Origin of the sequence: Nesterenkonia alkaliphila (genome assembly GCF_009758175.1) — a bacterium.
Lineage (GTDB): Bacteria > Actinomycetota > Actinomycetes > Actinomycetales > Micrococcaceae > Nesterenkonia > Nesterenkonia alkaliphila.
In genome coordinates this window covers 18583-40377 of the sequence record NZ_WRPM01000071.1, presented here as the reverse complement: position 1 = coordinate 40377, position 21795 = coordinate 18583, and the positions used below count along the sequence as shown (strand labels likewise).

Sequence of the window (21795 nt, the reverse complement as noted above, 5' to 3'; positions counted from 1 at the left end):
GTGGCTCAGGTGACACAGATCCTGCAGCCCGGCGAGCACCTCCCTGAGGATGTGCCGCACTACCTTCCCGCTGAGCCGGACACCGTCCTGTGGGGCCGGCTGCCCTCCCGCCGCGACACCCCGGTGCTGCGGGTCAGTCCCGGCGAACGGGTCACCGTAGACACCATCTCCCATGAGGGCATTCTGGAGGACCAGGGCCGTGACCCAGTGGCCTTCTTCGGGTCCCACGGCGTGGCCCCTGAGCAGGTGCTCACCGACGCCGCAGCCCTGGCCGCCAGCGACTGGCCCCGGGACCCGGCCGCCGACGGCCCGCATGTGAACACCGGGCCGATCTACGTGCAGGGGGCCCAGCCCGGGGACCTGCTGAAGATCAGCATCCTGGAGCTGCAGCGCAGGGTGCCCTACGGGGTGATCTCCAACCGGCACGGCAGGGGCGCGCTGCCCGAATTCCCCCGCGGGGAGCACAATGTCTCCATCTTCGCGGCTGTGGACGGCGACCAGGGCGCCATCGCCCCGTCCGCCGGGGCCCCGCGCAGCATCAGGTTCCCGCTCGAGCCGTTCTTCGGCACGATGGGGGTGGCAGTCGACGACGACGTCCGCCCGCACTCCGTGCCCCCTGGCCGGCACGGCGGCAACATCGACATCCGGATGCTCACCGAGGGCTCCGCGCTCTACCTGCCGGTGCAGGTGCCCGGGGCGCTGGCGTTCCTGGGCGACCCGCACTTCGCCCAGGGCGACGGGGAGGTGGCGCTGACCGCCATGGAGGCCAGCCTGCGCGGCACCGTCCAGTTCGACGTGGTCGCCCGCGAGGACGCCCTGCGTGAGTTCGGGGAACAGCTGGGCCCGCTTGCCGAGACTGCGGAGCACCTCATCCCCACCGGCATGGACGAGGACCTGGACACCGCCGTGCAGAACTGTGTGCGGCATGCGATCGCCCTGCTGCAGGCCCGCTGGGGGTTGGATGCCGAACACGCCTACGCCTACCTCTCGGCAGCTACCGACTTTCACATTTCCCAGGTGGTGGACCTCGTCAAAGGGGTGCATGCCGCCGTGCGCAAAGCTGACTTTAGGAGCATCCAGATATGAGCACACCTGCCAGCACGGACACCTACGACCGCTCGGTATGGCGCACCAAGGGCGCGCCCCTGGTCCCAGCCGCCGGGACCGGCCCGCTGACCGGTGAGACAGTGGCGGTCAAGGACCTCTTCGCGGTAGCCGGGCACCCCATCGGCGCCGGCAACCCGGAGTTCCTGTCCCAGGCGGGCCCTCAGACCCACTCCGCTCCGGCCGTGCAGGCCCTGCTGGAGGCCGGTGCTGAGATCACTGGAATCTCCCAGACCGATGAGTTCGCGCTCTCCCTCGCCGGGACCAACGGCCACTACGGCACCCCGCCCAACCCGGCGGCCCCCGGCCGGATCCCAGGCGGGTCCTCCAACGGCTCAGCCTCCGCGGTGACCCTGGGGGAGGTGAGCATCGGGCTGGGCACCGACACCGGAGGCTCCATCCGGGTGCCGGCCGCCTACCAGGGGCTCTGGGGCATCCGGCCCACCCACGGGCTGGTGCCCATCAAGGGGGTCCACCCCCTGGCGCAGAGCTTCGACACCGTCGGCTGGCTCACCCGCACCCCGCAGCTGCTGGCTGCAGTGGCCGAGGTGCTGGTGCCCAGGCCGAAGAAGATCGTGCCCTCAGCACCCTCAGCGCTGGGTGGGATGGGGACCACCGGTTCCATCCCCACTGTGCCCAAAGGACCGGTGGCCTGGGAGGCCGAGCGGCCGCTGGGCCGGCTGCGCACCGCCCCGAGCCTGTTCGGACTGGCTGACCCTGAGGTGACCGAGGCGGTCCACGGCTTGGTGGGCCGGCTGGAGCAGCTCAACGGAGACACCGCGGAGAAGCTGTTGGGCCCGGAGCCGGAGCTGCTGGAGCGCTGGCTGGACGAGGCCTTCCAGACGGTGCAGGTCTTCGAGGCGTGGGCCAATAACGGTGCGTGGATCAGCAGGCACTGGGAGGCCATGACGCCCGAGGTGGGAGAGCGCTACGCGAAGGCCGCTGAGGTCACCGCTGAGCAGGCAGCCGCCGGGCGCGAGCTGCTGGCGGCGGCGCGGGAGACCATCCGGTCCTGGGTCGCCGACGGGGTGCTGGTCCTGCCCTCCGCCGCCTCAGTGGCCCCCACGGTGGAGGAGGCGGAGGCGGGGTCTGAGCACTCCGGCCGGGTGCGGCGTCGTAATCTGCTGCTGACCTCCGTGGCCGGCCTCTCCGGGCTGCCTGCGGTCAATGTTCCCGTCACCACTGCCTCAGGGCTGCCCGCTGGGATGAGCCTGATCGGCCCGGCCGGCAGCGATAAGGCGCTGATCCGCTATGCCGTACGTCTGGCTGGTGCACAGTGAAGCTGGAGGCGTTCAACACCGCGGAGGCCGGCGAGGCAGGGGAGCTGCTGGAAGCCTGCGCCCCGATCGCTTCCTGGCGCGCCGGTCTTCTGGCCCGCCGCCCCTATAGCTCCCGGGAGGAGATGCTGGAGACCGCGGCGTCCCTGGCTGGGGGGTGGACCGACCAGGAGGTCGACGCCGCGCTGGCCCACCACCCGCGGATCGGGGAGAGAGCTTCCGGGAACAGTGCCGAGGCTCAGGCCTCGCGTGCCGAGCAGGGCAGCCTCAGCGAGGACGAGCAGGCCCGGCAGGAGTGGCTGGCGGCCAACCGGGACTATGAGGAGAAGTTCGGCCGGATCTTTCTGATCCGCGCCAAAGGGCGGTCTTCGGCCCAGATGCTGGCTGCACTGCGTGAGCGTCTGGAGAACGACGACGCTGCAGAGGCCCGCATCCGCCGCGAGCAGCTGGCCGAGATCGCGCTGCTGCGCCTCCAGGATGCTGTTCCCGCCTGAGGGCTGGGAGCACGACCGCTGGCGAATACAAGGCCATGGATGGCGGTGTGGGCTGAACATATTGAATGGTGCGCAGAACGGCAGCCTCAGGGGAAGAAGTTCAGCTGAACGTCATGTGCTGGTGGCTTTCGCATGGTTAGATGAGGGAGAAATCACTCGCCTTTCCTGAACGAAGAGAGCCTTGCTATGCCTGTATCTGAATCCGGGAGCCTACGCGCCCGCCTGACCAGGGGATTCGCCGGAGTCGGCCTCGCAGCCGCGCTGATCGGAGCCTCCTTCGCACCTGCCTCCGCCGACACCGAGAGCAGCCAGGCCGCCGAGGGGGCCGAGTGCGTGGAGATCTCCGAGGTCAATACCCGAGGCGGCAGCACGGCATCCCCGTATCCGCGCTACGTGGAGCTGGAGAACACCTGTGCCCACGATGTCGCCCTGGACGGGTGGCACATCCAGGGCTACCAGGCCAACGGCACCCCCTACGGCGGGGGCGACTCCGCGCTGACCGGAAGCATCCCGGCCGGGGGCAACTACCTCATCGCAGGCAGCGGTGCGGCAGGCCAGTCCGAGCTGCCCGGTGTGGACCATGCTGCCGGCAACCGGATCAACGTCGCGGGTGCGAACTCCTCCGTGGTGCTCTTCTCCACTGAGCCGGTGAGCGTCTCCGGAGACGTCTCGGGCACCCCTGAGGTGGTGGATGCGGTGGCCTGGGGATCCGGCACCGTGCGGCTGGGCTCAGCCGCGGCAGCCCCTGCCACCACCGAGTCGCTGCTGCGCACCGACCGCACCGGCAACAACGCCGAGGACTTCACCCCCGGCGAGCACAGCCCCCGCTACACGGGCAGCGCCGCCGGCGAGGAACCGGAGACTCCCGAGGAGGCCGAGTGCGTGGTCATCTCCGAGGTCAATACTCGCGGCGGCAGCACGGCTTCCCCCTACCCGCGCTATGTGGAGCTGGAGAACACCTGTGATGACGACGTCGCCCTGGAGGGGTGGCACATCCAGGGCTACCAGGCCAACGGCACCCCCTACTCAGGCGGTTCCCCCTCCCTGAGCGGCAGCATTCCTGCCGGCGGGCACTACCTGATCACCGGCCCCGGCACCGCCGGCCAGGAGGAGCTGAACTCCGACCACCACGCGGCCAACGCGCTGAACATCGCCGGCGCCAACTCCTCCGTGGTGCTCTTCTCCACCGAGCCGGTGGCCGTCTCCGGAGACGTCTCCGAGGTGGAAGAAGTCATCGACGCCGTGGGCTGGGGCAGCGCCACCGTACGGATCGGAGAGAGCGCCGCCGCACCCAGCACCGCCCAGGCGCTGCTGCGCACTGACCGCACCGGCAACAACGCCGAGGACTTCAGCCCCGGCGAGCACTCCCCGCACTACACAGGCGGCTCCGCTGTCGAGGACGGCTCCGAGGAGCCCGGCGAGCCGGAGGAACCGGAGGAGCCGCAGCTGGTCACCGTCGCGGAGATCCGCGGCGAGCCCAGCCTGGACCCCGCCGATGCCGCGCTCTACGGCGAGGACGTCGTGGTGCGCGGAGTCATCACCGGCACCTACTTCCGCGGATCCTCCGAAGGCCGCGGCTATGACGGGTTCTATGTCCAGGACCCCGGGGCCTGCGGTGACGAGGAGTTCGACGGGCTGCCCGAGGTCTCCTGCGCCATCTTCGTCTACAGCGGCAGCTGGGGCGGCTCGGCCGGCGGCCACCAGTTCGGCACCGGCGACTTCGTGGAGATCGAAGCAGAGGTGACATCCTTCAACGGGCACCTGCAGCTCTCCGGCTTCACCGAGCTGGTGGAGGACCAGGAGATCATCGAGCAGCACTATGCCGAGGTCGTGCCCTTCCCCTATGAAGGGGACTTCCGCGCCCAGGAGCGCACCGCCCTGCTGGGCATGGTCGTGGAGCCGCAGGGCAGCTGGACCATCACCGACAACTACGGCCTGATGCACGGCAACCCCAACTCCATCGGCGGGTGGATCACCCTGACCGACGGCACTGAGCCGCTCTGGCTGCCGACCTCCCTGCACCATCCCTCCTCCCCGGAGCGGGAGGCGCTGGCCGAGGAGAACCAGGCCCGGATGATCACCCTGGGTCACGGCGGACAGACCCGCTGGACCAACTGGGCCGAGTCCGACCGCCCGCTGCCCTACCTGCGCCCGGATGCCCCGGTGCGGGTCGGAGCAGGTGTGGACTGGACCGACCAGGTGGTGCTGGACTACCGGCTGCAGCACTGGATGTTCGAGCCGCTGTCCACCGTGATCGGTGATCCGGAGTCCGAGCCGGTGCAGTTCGAGAACACCCGTGAATCGGTCGCCCTGCCCGAGCGGCAGGGCGACCTGCGGATGGGCAGCTTCAACGTGCTCAACTACTTCCCGCACTACGGTCAGCTGGACCCCACCTGCACCGAGTCGATGACCTACACCGACATCGACGGCAACCCCACCACCCTCAACGGCTGCACCAGCCGCGGCGCCTGGAGCCGGGAGCTCTTCGAATACGGCGAGGCCAAAGTGGTCGAGGCCATCGTGGCGATGGACGCCGATGTCATCGCCCTGCAGGAGATCGAGAACTCCCGCCACTTCGGCGAGGACCGCGACTACGCACACCGCCGCCTGGCAGAGCAGGTCAGTGCGGCCACCGGCCAGGACTGGGACTACGTGGCCCTGCCGGACGGGCGCGCTTACCCGGAGGATGAGGATGTCATCCGCAACGGGTACATCTACCGCACCGACAAGCTCGAGGTCATCGATGCGATGATCCTCTTCGAAGACGGCATCGACCACCTGGACCTCAGCTACTTCGAGGAGATCGGTGATATCGATGAGATCTACTCGAACGCCCGTGAGCCCTTCGCGGTGCTGTTTCAGCCGGTGGACGGCGGCGAGGCCGACCAGTTCGCGGTGATCGTCAATCACCTGAAGTCCAAGCGCGACGACGGCCGGGTCACCCATCCCGGTGATGTGGACACCGGAGACGGCGCGGGCAGCTACAACCACACCCGCACCCTGCAGGCCGAGGCAATGGTGGCCTTCACCCTGGCCCTGGAGGAGTACTACGGTCTGGACAAGTTCTACCTGACCGGCGACTTCAACTCGTATGCGGCCGAGGACCCGGCAGTGGTCATCGAAGAGGCCGGGTACACCAACCTGGGCAAGGACGCCGGAACCTCATACGTCTTCGGCGGCGAGTCCGGCTCCCTGGACCACCTCTTCGCCTCCCCCGGCGCAGCCGAGACCGTGCAGAGCACCGTAAAGTGGCAGATCAACTCCCCGGAGCCGATTGCCCTGGAGTACACCCGCTTCAACTCCACCGGCACCTCCGGGCTCAACGACAGCCTGGACCTCTCCGCCGGGCCGCTGAACGGCTACTGGCGCTCCTCCGACCATGACCCGGTGATCACCGACATCCTGCTCACCGGTGACACCGGCGAGCCCGAGGAGCCGGAGCACCCGGCATGGGAGGCCGGGACCGTCTACACCGGCGGTGAGGTCGTGGAGCATAACGGCCGGGTCTTTGAAGCCCTGTGGTGGACCCAGAACCAGGAACCCGGTGCTTCCCCCTGGGGTGCCTGGTCCGAGATCGGGGCCCCCACCGCATGCGCCACCGGCACCTACCCGGCCTGGGCCGCCAGCACCGAGTTCACCGGCGGCGAGACCGTAGTGCATCACGGCACCGTCTACACCGCCAAGTGGTACTCCCGCAGCCAGGCTCCCGGTGAGCCCTGGGGCCCGTGGGAGGAGATCAGCGACTGCTGAACCGATGAGCCGGTGAACTGCCGGCGGTGAGAGGACCGTGTGCGCCGTGGAGCGAAACCGCCCAGCGCACACGGTCCTTCGCGTTTCCGGCAGACAACCTCCGAGATCGTTTCTCCAGCGAATATCCGGGCCCTGCAGGGGTGCGGCCCGCTGCCTGGCCAGGGGGAGTTAGCCCTTTTGTCACCAAAAGTTAACATCCGCCTGGTTGGCTCACTGATGGTCGCTTCTGAGGCTCGGGTTCCTTCCCCGGCAGGCTCGGAAGCGCCATCCACTCGCTGTCTCTTGATGAGGATCGACTGCTTCTGATGAGTACTGATACTGTCCCTCCGCGCTCGCTGCCCGCCCGCATCACAAAGTCCCTGGCAAGTGTCGGCATCGTCGCCGCGCTGCTGGGCGCACCCCTCGCCCCGGCCGCCGCCGGCACCTCCGGCCCCGCCCCGCAAATCATGCCGATGACCGGTGGCTCCGAGGCTCCCGGCGCCGACTGCGTGGTCATCTCCGAGGTGAACAACCGGGGCGGCTCCGGCGCCTCCCCGCACCAGCGCTATGTGGAGCTGGAGAACACCTGCGAGACCGACGTCGACCTCTCCGGTTGGTCCGTCCAGGGTTATCAGGCCAACGGCAATGCCTACTCCGGCGGCGAAGCCCAGTTGGCCGGCAGCATCCCGGCCGGCGGCAACTACCTCATCGTGGGCCCCGGCAACGGCCAGGATCCCATTGAGTACGACTACGACGCCGGGAACATCCTGAACTTCGCGGGCGGCGGATCCTCCGTTGTCCTGTTCTCCACTCCCGAGCCGGTGGAGGCAGTTGAGGGCGACCTGAGCGAGCACGAGGATGTGGTCGACGCTCTGGGCTGGGGCGACGCTTCCCTCTTCATCGGCGCTCCGGCCCTCGCAGCGAACAACCCCGAGACCCTGCACCGGATAGGCAGCACTTCTGACAATTCCGCGGACTTCGCGCCAGCCGCAGCCGACCCGCACTTCACCGGCGGCCCTGCAGCCGGGCAGGACGAGGCGCCCGAGCCGCCCGCCGACGGCGAGTCCACTGTCGCCTTCGACGTCGTCTACACCCAAGGCGCTGAGCCGGAGTCCATCTACTCCGACCGCTACGTGCAGCTCCACAACTACGGTGAGGAGCCCGTTGACCTCGACGGCTGGTCGCTGCAGTACACCAACGCCTCGGGCAGCTTCAACCGTGCACACGCCCTCTCCGGCAGCATCGAAGCCGGCGGGTACTACCTGATCGCCATCGAAGGCAGCAACTACGGCGACGACGCCGGAACCTCCCTGCGGGATCACTCCGACGTCGTCATCGACGACTGGATCCACACTTTCGACTACACCCTCACGCTGACCACCACCGGTTCCGTGGTGGACCTCGAGGGCGCGATCGACCCCGAGGGACGTGAGGACGTCGCCGACATCATCGGCTACGGCAACGCCCACGCATGGTCCGGCTCAGCTCCGGCCGAGACCCTGGAGAGCAACGACGACGTCCGTGCCTTCCAGCGCACCGGCGAGATCGAGGGCCCCTCGTTGGACAATGTGGCCGACTTCGTCCTGACCGAGCAGTTTGTCGCGACCAACGCCGCCGGTGAGCAGCTCCCGGGCGAGCGCGGCGGCGATGAGACCCCCACCCCTGAGGACCCGGAGGAGGTCGAGATCGCGGAGATTCGCGCCACCACCTCCCTCGACCCGGCTGACGCCGCCCTCTACGGCGAGTCCGTGACCACCCGCGGTGTGGTCACCGGCTACTACTCCGACGCTGAGAACGACTCCCGCGCCCACGACGGCTTCTACATCCAGACCCCCGGCGCCTGCGGCGAGGAGGCCTTCGACGCACTGCCGGAGACCTCCTGCGCGATCTTCGTCTACATGGGCACTTCCTGGGACGGCGCCGAGGTGGACCCCGGCGACTATGTCGAGGTGACTGCCGTGGTCGGATCCTGGCGCGAGACCGGCGCCAGCAGCTCTGCTCAGCTGCAGCTCACCGGCGCTGAGATCGAAGTGCTGGACGAAGAGTTCGCTGAGATCGTCCCCGTCACCTACGAGGGCTTCGTCGCCGTCGAGGACCGCCCCGCGCTGCTCGGCATGCTGATTGAGCCCGCCGGGGAGTGGACCATCACGGACAACTACTCGCTGCTGTACGGCAACCCTGACAATATCGGCGGCTGGCTGGGCCTGGTCGACGGCACCGAGCCGCTGAGCATCCCCACCACCATCCACGCCCCGGGCAGCGAGGGCCAGCAGGCACTGGCTCAGGAAAACGCCGAGCGGCTCATCTGGCTCGACCACGGCGGACGCAACCGCTGGGCCAGCTTCGCCTTCGACCGGCACATGCCGCTGCCCTACCTCTCCGCCGAGGTCACCCCGCGGGTGGGCGCCGGCGTGGACTTCCACGACCCGGTCATCCTGGAGTACCGCTACGACTCCTGGCGCTTCCAGCCCACCGCCTTCCTGCCCGGCAGCCCCGAGGCGGAGCCGGTGACCTTCGAGGACACTCGCACCGACAACGCCGCACCCCCGGCGCGCGAGGGCGATGTGCGCCTGGCCGGGTTCAACGTCCTGAACTACTTCCCGAATGTGGGCGAGGACGAGGCCGGCTGTGAGTTCCACGAGGACCGCTTCGGTAACCCCACCACTGCGAACTGGTGCACCGTGCGTGGCGCCTACACCCAGGAGCACTTCGAGACCCAGCAGGCCCGCATCGTCAACACCATCATCGCGATGGACGCTGATGTGGTGGCCCTGCAGGAGATCGAGAACTCCGGAGCCCTGGACCACCTGGACCTGCACCGCGACTACGCCCACGAGGTGCTGGTGGCCGCCCTCAACGCCGTGGAGGGCGAGGGCACCTGGGACTTCGTGCCGGTTGAGGAGCACCCCGAGAACGAGGATGTCATCCGCAACGGGTACATCTACAAGCCTGAGGCCGTCGAGTTCATCGACTCTGTCATCCTCTTCGAGGACGGCGTCACCCACCTCGGTGACCTCGCCGAGTGGACCACCGAGGGCCAGACCCTGGACGAGGTCTACTCCAACGCTCGCGAACCCATGGCGGCCGTATTCCAGCCGGTCGACGGCACCGAGGACGACCGCTTCGTCACCGTGGTCAACCACTTCAAGTCCAAGGGCGGCTCCGGTGACGGAGACAACGTCGAGACCGGCGGCGAGGGCGCCTTCAACGGCGACCGCACCCGCCAGGCAGCCGGACTGGTGGCCTTCAGCGAAGAGCTCGCAGAGTACTACGAGACCGACCGCATCTACCTGATGGGCGACTTCAACTCCTATGACGCGGAGACACCTCTGCAGGTCATTGAAGAGGGCGGCTACGTCAACCTCTCCTCCCAGCCGGGCCAGTGGTCCTATCAGTTCGGCTCCGAGGTCGGCTCCCTCGACCATGTCTTCGCCACAGACTCCGCAGCCGAGACTGTGGTGCAGACTGAAATCTGGTCCACCAACGCTGCAGAACCCATCGCCCTGGAGTACAGCCGGTATGAGGCTTCCGGCACCGAGGGCATCTACGGGACCGAGGAGTGGAACTCCATGATTTGGCGGGCCTCCGACCATGACCCGATCATCGCGGACATCGTTGTGGGCACTGAGACCGAGCCGGAGATCGAGATCGACCAGCTGGCGGTCTCGGTGGTCGGTGACGGAGAACGCACCGGCAACGAGGGTGTCCCCGTGAACATCCACCTCTTTGAGGCCGACGGCACCCTCAACGGCATCACCGGCATCCCCTACGCCGGCGACGAGGACGGCCAGCACCGGTTCGTCCTCGGGGCCGACCGGGACCAGGCCGGCGCGCTGCAGCTCTCCGCCGACGGCTCCACCCTGGTGATCGGCGGCTACGACGCCGACCTGGGCGCCTCCACCAACGGTGCCCTCACCGAGCTGGGCACTGAGCGAGTGGTCGCAGCGATCCGCCCAGACGGCACCGTGGACGTCTCCACCTCCCTGGCCGGGGCCTTCAGCGGCGGACATATCCGCGGCGTAGCCGCCCTGGACGGCACCCGCTACTGGGTTGCCGGCCACGGCAACAACGACGCCCAGGCTCCCTACGACGCCGGCGTGCTCACCGTGGAAGCCGGCGGCGACGACCCGAGCGTCGTCGTCCCGGGCAGCTCCGGTCAGCTGCGCAACCACCGTGTGCCCGGCATCTACAACGACCAGCTCTACGTCTCCTCCGACCGCTCCAACTACAGCGGAATCGTCCAGGTCGGCACCGGAGTGCCCACCGAGACCATCAGCGAGGAGGAGTTCGTGGTGATCGCAGCCACCCCAGAGGGCCGCGACACCCCGCACGACTTCGTCTTCGCCGGAGACTACCTCTACGTGGCCTTCACCGAGGGTGAGGAGCCGGCCCTGGTGCGCTACGCCGAGGTCGACGGCGCCTGGGAGCCTGACTCCGCCTACCCCGGCGAGTTCTGGGGCGTGGAAGCCGCAGAGACCGAGGCCGGCGTGGCCATCTACGCCACCCGCGGATCCGGGTTCGGCAACGAGCTGGTCCAGATCCTCGACACCGACGGGCTGGACGAGGCCGAATCCGAGGTGATTGCCACCGCCGAGGAAAACTACGCCTTCCGCGGAGTGGCCTTCGCCCCTGACTTCCAGCCCGGCGGGGCGGTGGAGGTCGACGCGCCAGCGCCGCTTCCCGCCGACATCGACTGGGAGGTCCAGGTGCCCTACGGTGAGGGCGATGCGCTCTCCGCCGTGCTCGGCGCTGAGACCAACCCGCAGGCTCGGTTTGTGCTCGGCAGTGATGAGATCAGCGAGCTAGGCGCAGTCGAGTTCCAGATCACCAGCGGTGACCAGGATGTGGTGACCGGGGACGGCGTCGTCATCACCTCCAATGAGGACGGCAGCTACACGCTGGCGGCTGAGCCGGTTTCCTCCGGCATCACTGAGCTGGAGATCACGGCGGTGCTTGACGGCGAGGAGATTGCCGAGTCCACGCTGCGCTACTGGGTCTCGGATTCCCTGCCGCTGGATGACGCCCTGGCCCATGTGGGCATCGCCGATGCCTCTACTGCTCAGGATGTGGGCGAGGGCTACCTGCTGGTGGGTGACGACGATACCCTCGGCATCCGGCTCTATGGGCCAACCTTCGATGTGCCGGTGAACTTCTTCCCGATTGAGGGTGAGGACCACGAGCACATCCCCTACGAGCGGGGACCAGGGGAGACCTGGGACATCGAATCCTCGGCGCGGATGGGCGACACCATCTTCTGGCTGGGTTCGATCGGTAACTCCCGCTCCGGCAACGTCCGGCCCGACCGCGATACCATCGCCGCCACCGAGCTGAGCGGCTCCGGCGCTGATGCTGAGCTGGAAACCCTGGGTTACGCCCGCGGCTTCAAAGAGGCTCTGGTGGAGTGGGACAACGCAGACGGCCACGGGCTTGGCGCAGGCGCATTCCAGTTTGAGCGTGCTATTGAGCCCGGCTACTCCGTGGAGGGCCCGAACAGCCTCAACGTGGAGGGCGCGGCCATCGCACCCGACGGCGAGTCACTGTGGCTGGCCTTCCGCTCCCCACTGGTGGATCCTGAGACCGGCGTGGGCAGCAACGATGATCCTGGCAGCGAGGGCGACCACGCGCTGATCATCGAGATTGCCGATATCTATGACGTCACGGTCAACGGTGCGGAGATCGAGATCACCGACTACCACCTGCTGGACCTGGACGGCCGCGCCATCCGCGGTATGGCCAACACCGGGGACGGCTACTACGCCATCCAGGCAGGCTCGGCTGACGACGCTGGGAACTTCGCGATCTTCGGCTGGACCGGGGACCCCGAGGACGCCCCGGTGCAGTCGGTCAACGAGCTGAGCATGTGGGACAAGGACGGCTCCTACGAGTCCCTGCCGCTGGTGCCCAACCTGCAGGACGGCACCACCATCCGCGTGGTGCAGGACGTGGGAACTGTGGACCTCTACGACAACGGGCTTGAGGCACAGAGCCTGACCCCGGAGTTCATGAAGTTCTTCACCCACGACTACGTGCTGGACTTCCAGGGTGCCTTCGAGGACGACGACGCCGCCGACCCGGACCCGGAGATCACCCTGAGTGCCAGCGCGGCTGAGCCCGGTGAGGAGATCACCGTGGAGGGAACCGGATTCGCAGCAGGGGAGCAGCTGACGCTGCGGCTGAACCCCGAGCTGGGCACCGTGGAGGCCGACGCGGAGGGTGAGTTCACCACCACGGTGACCATCCCCGAGGAGACCGACCCCGCCCAGTATGCCGTGCAGGCGCTGAACGCTGAGGCCGAGGTGCTGGCCGAAGCCCCGCTGACGGTGCTCGACCCGGCCGGCGGCTCAACCCCGGACCCGACCGAGGATCCCACGGCTGATCCGACCCCAGATCCGACGGAGGACCCCACGGCTGATCCGACGGGCACCCCCACCGCCTCACCCACTGAGCCCGGGGAGACCGATGAGGACGGCGAGGGCGGGCTGGCCCGCACCGGTGCCGCCGTCGGCGCAGTCCTCGGCGGAGCGCTGCTGCTGGTGCTGCTGGGTCTGATCCTGCACCACCGGGCACGCCGAGCTTCAGAGCACTCCGCCTGATGATCTTCGAGGTGCTCAGCCGGTGATTCCGAGCAGCGCGCTGAGCACCTCGAAGGAGGGTTTGCGGCCGATCTCAATATGTGAGTAGGTCAGCGTTTCGGTCAGACGTGGATTCCCACTGCGCACTGCTTCCACAATCGAGCGGTGCGCCCGGCAGGCCACCTCATGGTCACGCTGAGAGGTCAGGTGAAAGAGCCAGACCATCTGCCCGGCGATGGAAGCCATGAGCCGGTCGGTGAGCGGATTGCCGGCCTGAGCCACCAGCGCCTGGTGAAAACGGACATTGGCCTCCGCGAAGGCCAGGTCATCGCCGCTGCGCATCTGCTCCTCGGAGCGCTCCAGCGCCACTTCAAGAGCTTCCAGTGAAGCTCCTTGTGCAGCCTGCTGAGCTGCCTTATTGGCCGCCGAGGTCTCCAGTGCCAGCCTGCTGTCGAAGAGATGGTGGACTGCCTCCACTGTCCAGGTGGTCACCACCGCCCCGCGCCGGGGTCGCAGCTCCACAAAGCCTTCTGCATCGAGTTTGGAGAGCGCCTCACGCAACGGGATCCGGGAGGTTTGCAGCTCATCGGCCAGTCTCTGCTCAGGCAGCCGGACCCCTTGGGCCAGCTCGCCCAGAATGATGCGGCGGCGGATCACCTCATAGAGCCGCTGGGCAGAGGACTCCGAGAGCGGCTCTGTAGCACGGTCAACTGTCATGAGTAGTGCTGCCTCCCAGCGAAACTTCGGTATACCAACACTATCTGCTTCCTCCAATGTATACCGTTCAGCAGAATCCGTCGGAGTGTGATTGCTGATCAGGGCCGAATCGACTCTGGCTTCGCCGGCACCCAGTGCCCTGTTGTACGAGGGGAGTATGGGCCTCCATGATATTTACAGGGCGTTTACCTGCTGAAATCTGCGTGAAACAGTAGGCGGACAAACTGTATACCATTCAATCGTTCGCGTACTAGCCGACGGAGGGGCCCATGGCACGTTATCTGGGGCGCAGACTGCTCCAAGCGCTTGCCACGATCTTCGTCGTCGTGACGGTGACCTTCATCATCGGCCGACTGGCCGGCAGCCCCTCGGCGCTGATCCTCGGGGAATGGGCTACGCCGGAGCAGATCGCAGCGTTGGATGTCGAGCTCGGCTTTGACCGGCCCTATCTCGTGCAGTACGCCGATTACCTGGGCGGGTTGCTGCAGGGCGACTTCGGCAATTCCTATCGGGACAGAGGAACCTCGTCAATGGCCATGGTTATGGACCGTCTTCCCGACTCGCTGGTGCTGGGTGCGGCCGGGCTCAGCCTGGGCCTGCTGATGGCTTTTGCTGCCGTGCTGTTTATCCATCTGACCCGTTGGTGGCCGCTGCGTTCGGTGATGCTGGGACTGGGCTCGATGCGCCAGTCGCTGCCTGACTTCTTCTTCGGCCTCCTGCTGGTGCTGATTCTCTCGGTCTCATTGGGCTGGCTGCCTTCGCTGGGCTCCGGCAGTCTGCAGACCCTCATCATGCCGGCGCTGACCATCGCTACGGGTCAGTTCATCGTCTACGCCCGGCTGCTGGACAATGCTCTGCTGGAACAGGGCAAACATGACTATGTGCGCACCGCCCTGGCCCGGGGGGAGAGCCCCCGGCGGGTGGTGCTGGCCGAGACTCTTCCCAATGGGCTGCTTCCGGTGATGACCGTGGCCGGGATTAATCTGGGAACTTTCCTGGGCGGGCTGGTCATCGTGGAGAACGTCTTTGCCTGGCCAGGGATGGGGCAACTGATGCTCACGGCGACCTTCTCCCGGGACTTTGCGGTGGTCCAGTCGGGTCTCATCATGGTCGCGGTGCTGTTCGTCGCGGCCAATCTGCTGGTTGATTTCCTCTATGGCATTGTCGACCCGCGAGTGAGGATGCGATGAAGTTCATCTCTGCCCTGAAGCGCTGGCGACCGCTGCAGCTGAGCGGACTGCTCATGGTCTTGCTGGTTGTCGGCTTCTCCCTGCTCTATCCCCTGAGCCCCGGATATGACCCGTATACCCAGAACCTCAGCAGCATCCTGCAGTCTCCCGGCTCGTCCGGTCATTGGCTGGGCACCGACAGCCTGGGTCGTGACGTGGCCAGCCGGCTGGCATTGGGCGGGCGGACTACCCTGAGCATCGCGCTGGCAGTGATCCTGGCCAATATGGTGATCGGCATCATCATCGGCATGGTGGCAGGCTACTTCGGCGGACGTACTGACAATGTGCTGATGGGGCTGACCGATGTTCAGCTCGCACTGCCGGTGATGCTGGTGCTCATCGCCTTCTCAGCCGTCTATGGGCCCAGTGTGACGCTCATGATCGTTGTCCTCTCAGTCACCTACTGGGTCGGCTATGCCAGAGTGGCCCGTTCAGTGGCGCTCAGCCTGGCTGGCCGAGATTTCGTGTTGGCTCCCAAGATTCAGGGGGCAGGGCCGCTGTGGATCATGCGCCGGCATATTGCGCCCAACGTCTTTACGCAGGTGCTCATCGTGGCTACTACTGACCTCGGGGCGATCATCATTCTCATCGCTTCCTTCGACTTCTTGGGCCTGGGCATCCAGGCCCCGACTCCCAGCTGGGGCTCGATGATCAGCGACGGTCAGGGGTACCTGCGTCAGCAGCCCGCACTAGTCATGATCCCCGGTGTGGCGATGTTCCTGATCATCGCGGGGACCAATCTCATCAGCCAGCGCTTCACCGAAGAAGGGGCCGGCGCCCCAGCCAGGAGAAAGGTTGCAGCGTGAGCACCGAACCCATTCTTGATGTCCAGGACCTCACGGTGGTCTACCAGGATGACCGGGGCCGTGATGTGCCACTGGTGGAAGACATCAGCTTCACGGTGCTGCCCCGGGAGGTCCTCTGCATCGTTGGTGAGGCCGGCTCCGGGAAGTCGGTCACCATGCTGGCAGTGATGGGTCTGCTGCCGCCGGAGCTGCACATCACCTCCGGCAGCATCAGATACCGCGGCGAGGAGCTGGTGGGGATGCCGGAGAAGCGGCGGCGTGCCCTGCGCGGGAAAGAGATGGGCATGGTGTTCCAGGACCCCATGACTGCCCTGAACCCGGTCAAGAGCGTGGGCAGCCAGATCGGCCGGGCCCTCAGCGTGCACAATCGAAGGCTCGCCTGGGGCGACCGGGACCAGCGGGTGGCCGAACTGCTCGCCAGCGTGGGCGTCCCACAGCCCAAGCGCCGGTCCCGGCTCTACCCCCACGAATGGTCAGGAGGGATGCGGCAGCGCGCCGTGATCGCTATGGCCATCGCCAATTCGCCCAGCCTGTTGGTGGCTGATGAACCCACCACCGCGTTGGACACTACGGTGCAGGCGCAGGTGATGGAGGCGCTGGAGACAGCCCGGGAGACCTCCGACGCCGCAATGGTCATGATCACCCATGACCTGGCCCTGGTGGCCCAGGTGGCGGACAGGGTGGCCATCATGTACTCCGGAAGCTTTGTGGAGACCGGTTCAGTGTACGAGATCTTCGACAGTGCCCAGCATCCCTATACCAAGGGACTGCTGGCCAGTATTCTCACCGAGTACTCCGATACGAATGCCGCCTTCGCCATCCCGGGCTCACCCCCGGCCCCCAGCCAGCGCCCAGAGGGCTGTGCCTTCGCGCCTCGGTGCACCAGTGCCGGAAAAGATGCAGCCTGCCTCGAGCGGCCTGCCCTGCTGCCGATGCCAGGATCCGGAGAAAGGCAGCGGGCTGCGGCCTGCCACCACCCGGGGACGGAGCTGCTGAACGCCCCGTACGCAGCACCGGCTGCAGAAAGGGCTGGTGCACGATGACAGTTGTCACCAACGCCGCTGAGGAAGTGGTGCTCAGGGTCAATGAACTGAGCTTGGAGTACAGGCTGCGCGGGGCCGGGCCCAAGACGCTGCGTGCAGTCGACGGAGTATCCCTGGAACTCAGGCGCGGCGAAACCCTGGGCCTGGTCGGCGAATCCGGGTGCGGCAAGTCGTCTCTGGTCCGCACAATCTTTGACATCAACGTCCCCTCCTCCGGCAGTGTGGAGGTCTTCGGGCAGCGTCTGGCGGAGCTGAGGCCCAAAGATCGCCGTCAGCTGCGCAACCGGGTCCAGATGATCTTCCAGGACCCCTACTCCGCCTTGGACCCCCGGCTCAGCGCCCATGAGATCGTCGCCGAGCCGCTCCGCATTGCCCGCCGCTACTCCAAGGACAGGGTTGTTGAGCTGCTCGAATCGGTGGGTCTCTCAGCAGAGGTGATGGACCGCCGCCCCGCGGCGTTCTCCGGCGGGCAGCGGCAACGGCTGGGCATCGCCCGGGCGCTCGCCCTGGACCCTGATGTCCTGGTCCTCGACGAGCCGGTTTCAGCGCTGGACGTCTCAGTGCAGGCACAAGTGATCAATCTGCTCAAGGATCTGCAGCAGCGGCTGGGACTGGCCTATCTGTTCATCGCCCACGACCTCTCCGTAGTCCGTCACATCTCCGACAGGGTCGCCGTGATGCACCTGGGCCAGATTGTGGAAACCGGAACAGCGGAGGAGATCTTTGCCAACCCGGTCCACCCCTATACCCGCTCGCTGCTCTCCGCAGCACCGGTACCTGACCCCCGGGCCCGCAGCAGCAGGCGCCGGGTCGTGCTGGCCGGCGAACTGCCCGACGCCGCCCGACGCCCCTCCGGATGCAGCTTCCGGACCCGCTGCCCGATCGCGCAGGAGCAGTGTTCTCAGCAGGACCCCACTCTTGTGAGCACCGGCAGCCCAACCCACCAGCATGCCTGCCACTTCCCAGAGGATTCGCAGCGCTCGGTGGCCCCCGCAATGACCTAAACCCCATCACTCCCCACCACAAGGAAGGTTTCCTGCCATGCCTCAGCACACCAGAGGTCGCTTGACCAGATACTCTCCCTCCCGGCTGCTCACCGGCACCGCCGCAGCTGCACTGCTGCTCTCAGCCTGTTCCGACAGCACTGAGCCGGCAGGCGACCAGACACCTGCAGAGGGAGGAGAGCTGATTATCGCGGCAGTAGCGGAGCCGGAGAATGTCACCGAACCGGTGGTGGACGGCTCACTGGCCGGCTACAACTACTACTACAACGTCTTCGACCGGCTCACCATGTTTGACGCCGAGGGGCAGATGCAGCCGGAGCTGGCCACTGAATGGGAGCCCAATGAGGATTTCACCGAATGGACTTACACCATCCGTGACGACGTCACCTTCCACGACGGTGAAGAATTGACTGTCGACGATGTGATCTTCACCTACAACGAGGTGCTCAACTCCACCGATTCTTCGGTCACCGGGTACCTCAATGTGCTCGACACCGTGGAAGCAGGGGAGGAGGAGAACACTCTGATCTTTACCCTGAACACCTCCTTCTCCGCGTTCCCCTCACTGACCACTGCAGTCTCCATCGTTCCGGAGCATGTGTACTCCGAACTGGGCTCAGAGGAGTTCGCCCAGCAGCCGGTGGGATCTGGCCCCTTCCAGTTCGTCAGCTACACCCGTGGGGTGGAATATGTCATCGAGCGCAATGAGGACTACTGGGGCGGAGCACCGAGTCTGGAACGGGTCACCTTCCAAACTGTGTCCGACCAGGATGCCCGGCTCAACGGCGTCATCTCAGGCAGTGTGGACCTCGGCCAGATTTCACCGAACCAGGTAGGGGCGGTGGCGGACGACCCGAATATCGTCATCGAATCGGTGACCTCCAACGGGGTAGTCTTCCTGGGCGTCAACACCGGTGCTGAGGGTCTTGACGACCCGCTGGTCCGGCAGGCGATCATCCACGCTGTCGACCGTGAGTCCATAGTGGAGAACGTGCTCACCGGAGGTGGCCTGGCCAATGGGCAGATCGTTGCCCAGTCTGTAGGCGGCTATGACGACTCGGTACAGCTGCCGGCCTATGATCCTGAGCTGGCGGAGCAGCTGCTGGCCGAGGCGGACTACCAGGGCGAGACCATTACCCTTGAGTACGCCACCGACGGGCGGATCCCGCTCAGCACTGAGGTGGCCCAGGCCATCCAGGGATACCTCACTGCCGTCGGCATCTCCGTCGAGATGTCGGGGATGGACCAGAGCACCCTGTCCAACCGGGTCAGTGCAACTCAGGATCTCAGGGGGCTGTTCCTCAACACCTGGGCGCCCTCCACGATGGACGGGGACATGCCCGCCACTAACTTCTTCTGCGGCGGCTCCAACGACTACACCCATGATGAGACCGCCTGCGGCCTGGTGGAAGCCCAGCGGGAAGTTGATGAGCAGGAACGCACTGATGTCTTCGGCGAACTGGCTGAGCTGAACATCGAGCAGGGATTCATCATGCCGCTGTACTCCCCGGACAATATCTATGCCGCGAACCCCAACCTGGACTGGCAGCCCCGGGCTGACGGGCTGTTCGTGCTCAAGGACGCGAGCCTGACCGAATGAGGATAGTTCGCGGAGGCACCGTAGTGACCATGGACGCCGAGCGCAGGGTCATCGAGGACGGTGCGGTACTGCTGGAGGGCACCACGATCCGTGAGGTCGGCGACTACTCGGAACTGAGGTCCCGCTACCCCGAGGTGCAGGAGGTCATCGGCAATGAGCGCACTGCGGTGCTTCCCGGGCTCATCGATGTGCACGGGCACGCCGGGCACAGCCTGATGAAGACCGTGGCCAGCGACCGGCCGGATGTCTGGATGGACCTGTTGACCACGTTCTACTTCACCCGCACGGACGAGCAGTTCTGGTACGCAGATGCCAGGCTTTCCGCCCTGGACCGGCTGCGCCAGGGGGTGACGACCTCGATGAGCGTCATGGGCTCCAGGCCCCGTGTCGACGAGCCTGGTTTCATCAGGGCCCATGCCGCCGGCTATGCCGAAGTGGGCGTGGCCGACATCATCGGGACCGGCCCCTCCGGTGCGCCCTACCCGCATCCGGTGGAGAGCCGTGATGCGGGCGCCGGATGGCGGAAGAAGATGGTGTCCCTGCAGGACATGCTGGAAGCCGCCGAGCAGGTGATCAGTGAACTGCACGGGACCCGGGGCGGACTGACTCAGGTGTTCCTGACCCCGTTCACCATCCTTCCGTCTCTTTTCGGCTCAGGTCCCTCAACACCCTATGCCGCGCAACGGCTCACTGAGTCAGACCGTCGGCACGGGGCCGCAGTGCTGGAGCTGGCCGCCCGGACCGGCACCAGGATTCACTCCGATGCCTTCGGCGGACACATTCGGCTGGCCATGCAGGACCCGGAGACCGCAATCCTGGGCCCGCAGGTCCATCTGCAGCATTGTGTGGGCATCGATGAGGAGGAGATTGTCCACCTGGCTTCCACCGGCACTCATGTCTCCCATGCGCCCGGGGGCGGACTCAATGTCGCTGCCCTGCTGGCCCAGGGCGTCAACGTGGCGTTGACCACCGATGGTGCTGCCCCACTGCGGCCCTTCGACCTGCTGCTGGCCGCTAGGACTGCCCGGGAGGCACAGGTGGTCCGCACTGGTGACCGCTATCTGCTCCCGCCGGGGAAGCTGCTCGAGATGATCACCATCGACGCCGCCCGGGCAGTGGGGATGCAGGACGAGATCGGCTCCCTGGAGCCCGGGAAGCGTGCCGACCTGGTCCTCATCGATACGGCCCAGCCGCATCTGACTCCTTGGTGGATGCCTGTGCACCGACTGATGTATCAGGCCACCGGCGCTGATGTTCATACCGTGTTGGTCGCCGGGGAGGTCCTGCTGGATGATGGCTGCGCTGTGCGGGTTGATGAGCAGGAGGTGATCGATCTCGCCCAGGAGCAAGCGTCCCGTGCGCTGGTGGACGGTGGGCTTGAGCAGCACCTTGCCGACCCAGGCTGGAAGCAGGTGCGCCGTGTCTTCTGCTGAGATCTCAGACGCTGCTGCACACCAGATCGTGGTGCTCAACTGCAACACCAACTCGGTGCTGACCCGCTCGCTGGAGGCGATCGCCCGCTTGGCGGCCTCGCCCGGCAGTACCGTCGTGGGCCTCACCCCGCCCTTCGGCCCGGAGTCTGCCGAAGGCTACTACGAGAGCATGATCTCGGCCACGGCGATGTTCGCCGCCCTGGAGAAGTATCCCGAGCCATTCGATGCAGTGGTGCTGGCCGGCTTCGGTGAGCACGGCAGGGAAGGGATGCGCCAGCGCTGGGAGGTCCCGGTCGTGGACATCACCGAAGCCGGGCCCATCCTCGCGAATCTGGTGGCCCACCGTTACGGAGTGGTCACCACGCTCAGCAGTACGGTTCCGGTGATCTGGGAAAGCCTGCGCAATGCCGGACTGCATACCCGCTGCATCGGGGTGGAGGCCAGCGAGATCCCGGTCTCCTCGATCCACACTGATATCGCCGAGGTGGCAGGGGCTTTGGAGTCCCGGGCCCGCCAGCTGGTGAGCCGGGGTGCTGAAGCGATCGTGCTGGGCTGTGCCGGCTTTGCAGGACTCGACCTCGAGCTCGGCCGGAGGCTGGGCATCCCGGTGATCGACGGGGTCCCGGCCGGGGTGCGGCTGGCCGAGGCTCTGCTCAGCGCTGGCATGAGCACCTCCAAAGCTCATGCATTCAGTCCGCTGAACCCGGCAAAGCGCTGGAAGGGATGGCCGCCGGCCGCCAGCACGGAGCAGATGCACCTGGATCCGGCCCGTGTTTCATAGATGAAA

At 66.6% G+C, this 21795-nt stretch carries 13 protein-coding genes; 12 read left to right on the top strand and 1 reads right to left on the bottom strand.

Translation table 11 applies throughout. The annotated features are described in order from the left end of the window. Positions 1-9: 9 nt before the first annotated feature. From GNZ21_RS10155 to GNZ21_RS10135, 5 genes are all read left to right on the top strand, one after another. The gene (locus tag GNZ21_RS10155) at positions 10-1086 is read left to right on the top strand and encodes an acetamidase/formamidase family protein (RefSeq protein WP_229659322.1); all 1077 of its coding nucleotides are present in this window, start codon (positions 10-12) and stop codon (positions 1084-1086) included. Next, positions 1083-2384, top strand: a complete 1302-nt coding sequence (locus tag GNZ21_RS10150; RefSeq protein ID WP_157323946.1) for an amidase family protein — start codon at positions 1083-1085, stop codon at positions 2382-2384. Before GNZ21_RS10155 ends, GNZ21_RS10150 begins: the two co-directional genes overlap by 4 nt. Further along, entirely contained in the window at positions 2381-2875 is a 495-nt protein-coding gene (uraD, locus tag GNZ21_RS10145; RefSeq protein ID WP_188503374.1) for a 2-oxo-4-hydroxy-4-carboxy-5-ureidoimidazoline decarboxylase, read from the top strand. The genes GNZ21_RS10150 and uraD overlap by 4 nt, the downstream gene beginning before the upstream one ends. 186 nt (positions 2876-3061) lie before the next feature. Next, complete coding sequence (locus tag GNZ21_RS10140; protein WP_157323944.1) at positions 3062-6625, top strand: ExeM/NucH family extracellular endonuclease; 3564 nt, start codon at positions 3062-3064, stop codon at positions 6623-6625. A gap of 305 nt (positions 6626-6930) precedes the next feature. Next, on the top strand, positions 6931-13197 hold the full coding sequence (locus GNZ21_RS10135) for an ExeM/NucH family extracellular endonuclease (RefSeq protein WP_157323942.1): 6267 nt from the start codon (positions 6931-6933) through the stop codon (positions 13195-13197). A gap of 15 nt (positions 13198-13212) precedes the next feature. Here GNZ21_RS10135 and GNZ21_RS10130 read toward each other — a convergent pair whose 3' ends face one another. After that, positions 13213-13893, bottom strand: a complete 681-nt coding sequence (locus GNZ21_RS10130; RefSeq protein WP_157323940.1) for a GntR family transcriptional regulator — start codon at positions 13891-13893, stop codon at positions 13213-13215. Between the two features lie 269 nt (positions 13894-14162). Here GNZ21_RS10130 and GNZ21_RS10125 point away from each other — a divergent pair, with 269 nt between their 5' ends. The 7 genes from GNZ21_RS10125 to GNZ21_RS10095 all read left to right on the top strand — a co-directional run bounded on the left by GNZ21_RS10125 (position 14163) and on the right by GNZ21_RS10095 (position 21789). Beyond that, on the top strand, positions 14163-15083 hold the full coding sequence (locus GNZ21_RS10125; RefSeq protein WP_157323938.1) for an ABC transporter permease: 921 nt from the start codon (positions 14163-14165) through the stop codon (positions 15081-15083). Next, entirely contained in the window at positions 15080-15928 is an 849-nt protein-coding gene (locus GNZ21_RS10120; protein ID WP_157323936.1) for an ABC transporter permease, read from the top strand. The genes GNZ21_RS10125 and GNZ21_RS10120 overlap by 4 nt, the downstream gene beginning before the upstream one ends. Further along, positions 15925-16971, top strand: coding sequence for an ABC transporter ATP-binding protein (locus tag GNZ21_RS10115; RefSeq protein ID WP_198346008.1), 1047 nt, complete (start codon positions 15925-15927; stop codon positions 16969-16971). The genes GNZ21_RS10120 and GNZ21_RS10115 overlap by 4 nt, the downstream gene beginning before the upstream one ends. After that, positions 16968-17975, top strand: a complete 1008-nt coding sequence (locus GNZ21_RS10110; protein WP_157323934.1) for an ABC transporter ATP-binding protein — start codon at positions 16968-16970, stop codon at positions 17973-17975. Before GNZ21_RS10115 ends, GNZ21_RS10110 begins: the two co-directional genes overlap by 4 nt. Before the next feature lie 61 nt (positions 17976-18036). Beyond that, on the top strand, positions 18037-19575 hold the full coding sequence (locus GNZ21_RS10105; protein WP_157323932.1) for an ABC transporter substrate-binding protein: 1539 nt from the start codon (positions 18037-18039) through the stop codon (positions 19573-19575). After that, positions 19572-21008, top strand: coding sequence for an amidohydrolase family protein (locus tag GNZ21_RS10100; protein ID WP_157323930.1), 1437 nt, complete (start codon positions 19572-19574; stop codon positions 21006-21008). Before GNZ21_RS10105 ends, GNZ21_RS10100 begins: the two co-directional genes overlap by 4 nt. Continuing rightward, a complete protein-coding gene (locus tag GNZ21_RS10095) occupies positions 20995-21789 on the top strand; it encodes an aspartate/glutamate racemase family protein (protein WP_188503373.1) in 795 nt (264 codons plus the stop codon). Before GNZ21_RS10100 ends, GNZ21_RS10095 begins: the two co-directional genes overlap by 14 nt. The last annotated feature ends 6 nt before the right edge of the window (positions 21790-21795 follow it).

Excerpts from the sequence above, each read along its gene's own strand:
- GNZ21_RS10150 (WP_157323946.1), top strand. The coding sequence starts at position 1,083 with ATGAGCACACCTGCCAGCACGGACACCTACGACCGCTCGGTATGGCGC.
- GNZ21_RS10140 (WP_157323944.1), top strand. The coding sequence starts at position 3,062 with ATGCCTGTATCTGAATCCGGGAGCCTACGCGCCCGCCTGACCAGGGGA.
- GNZ21_RS10135 (WP_157323942.1), top strand. The coding sequence starts at position 6,931 with ATGAGTACTGATACTGTCCCTCCGCGCTCGCTGCCCGCCCGCATCACA.
- GNZ21_RS10130 (WP_157323940.1), bottom strand. The coding sequence starts at position 13,893 with ATGACAGTTGACCGTGCTACAGAGCCGCTCTCGGAGTCCTCTGCCCAG.
- GNZ21_RS10125 (WP_157323938.1), top strand. The coding sequence starts at position 14,163 with ATGGCACGTTATCTGGGGCGCAGACTGCTCCAAGCGCTTGCCACGATC.
- GNZ21_RS10120 (WP_157323936.1), top strand. The coding sequence starts at position 15,080 with ATGAAGTTCATCTCTGCCCTGAAGCGCTGGCGACCGCTGCAGCTGAGC.
- GNZ21_RS10110 (WP_157323934.1), top strand. The coding sequence starts at position 16,968 with ATGACAGTTGTCACCAACGCCGCTGAGGAAGTGGTGCTCAGGGTCAAT.
- GNZ21_RS10100 (WP_157323930.1), top strand. The coding sequence starts at position 19,572 with ATGAGGATAGTTCGCGGAGGCACCGTAGTGACCATGGACGCCGAGCGC.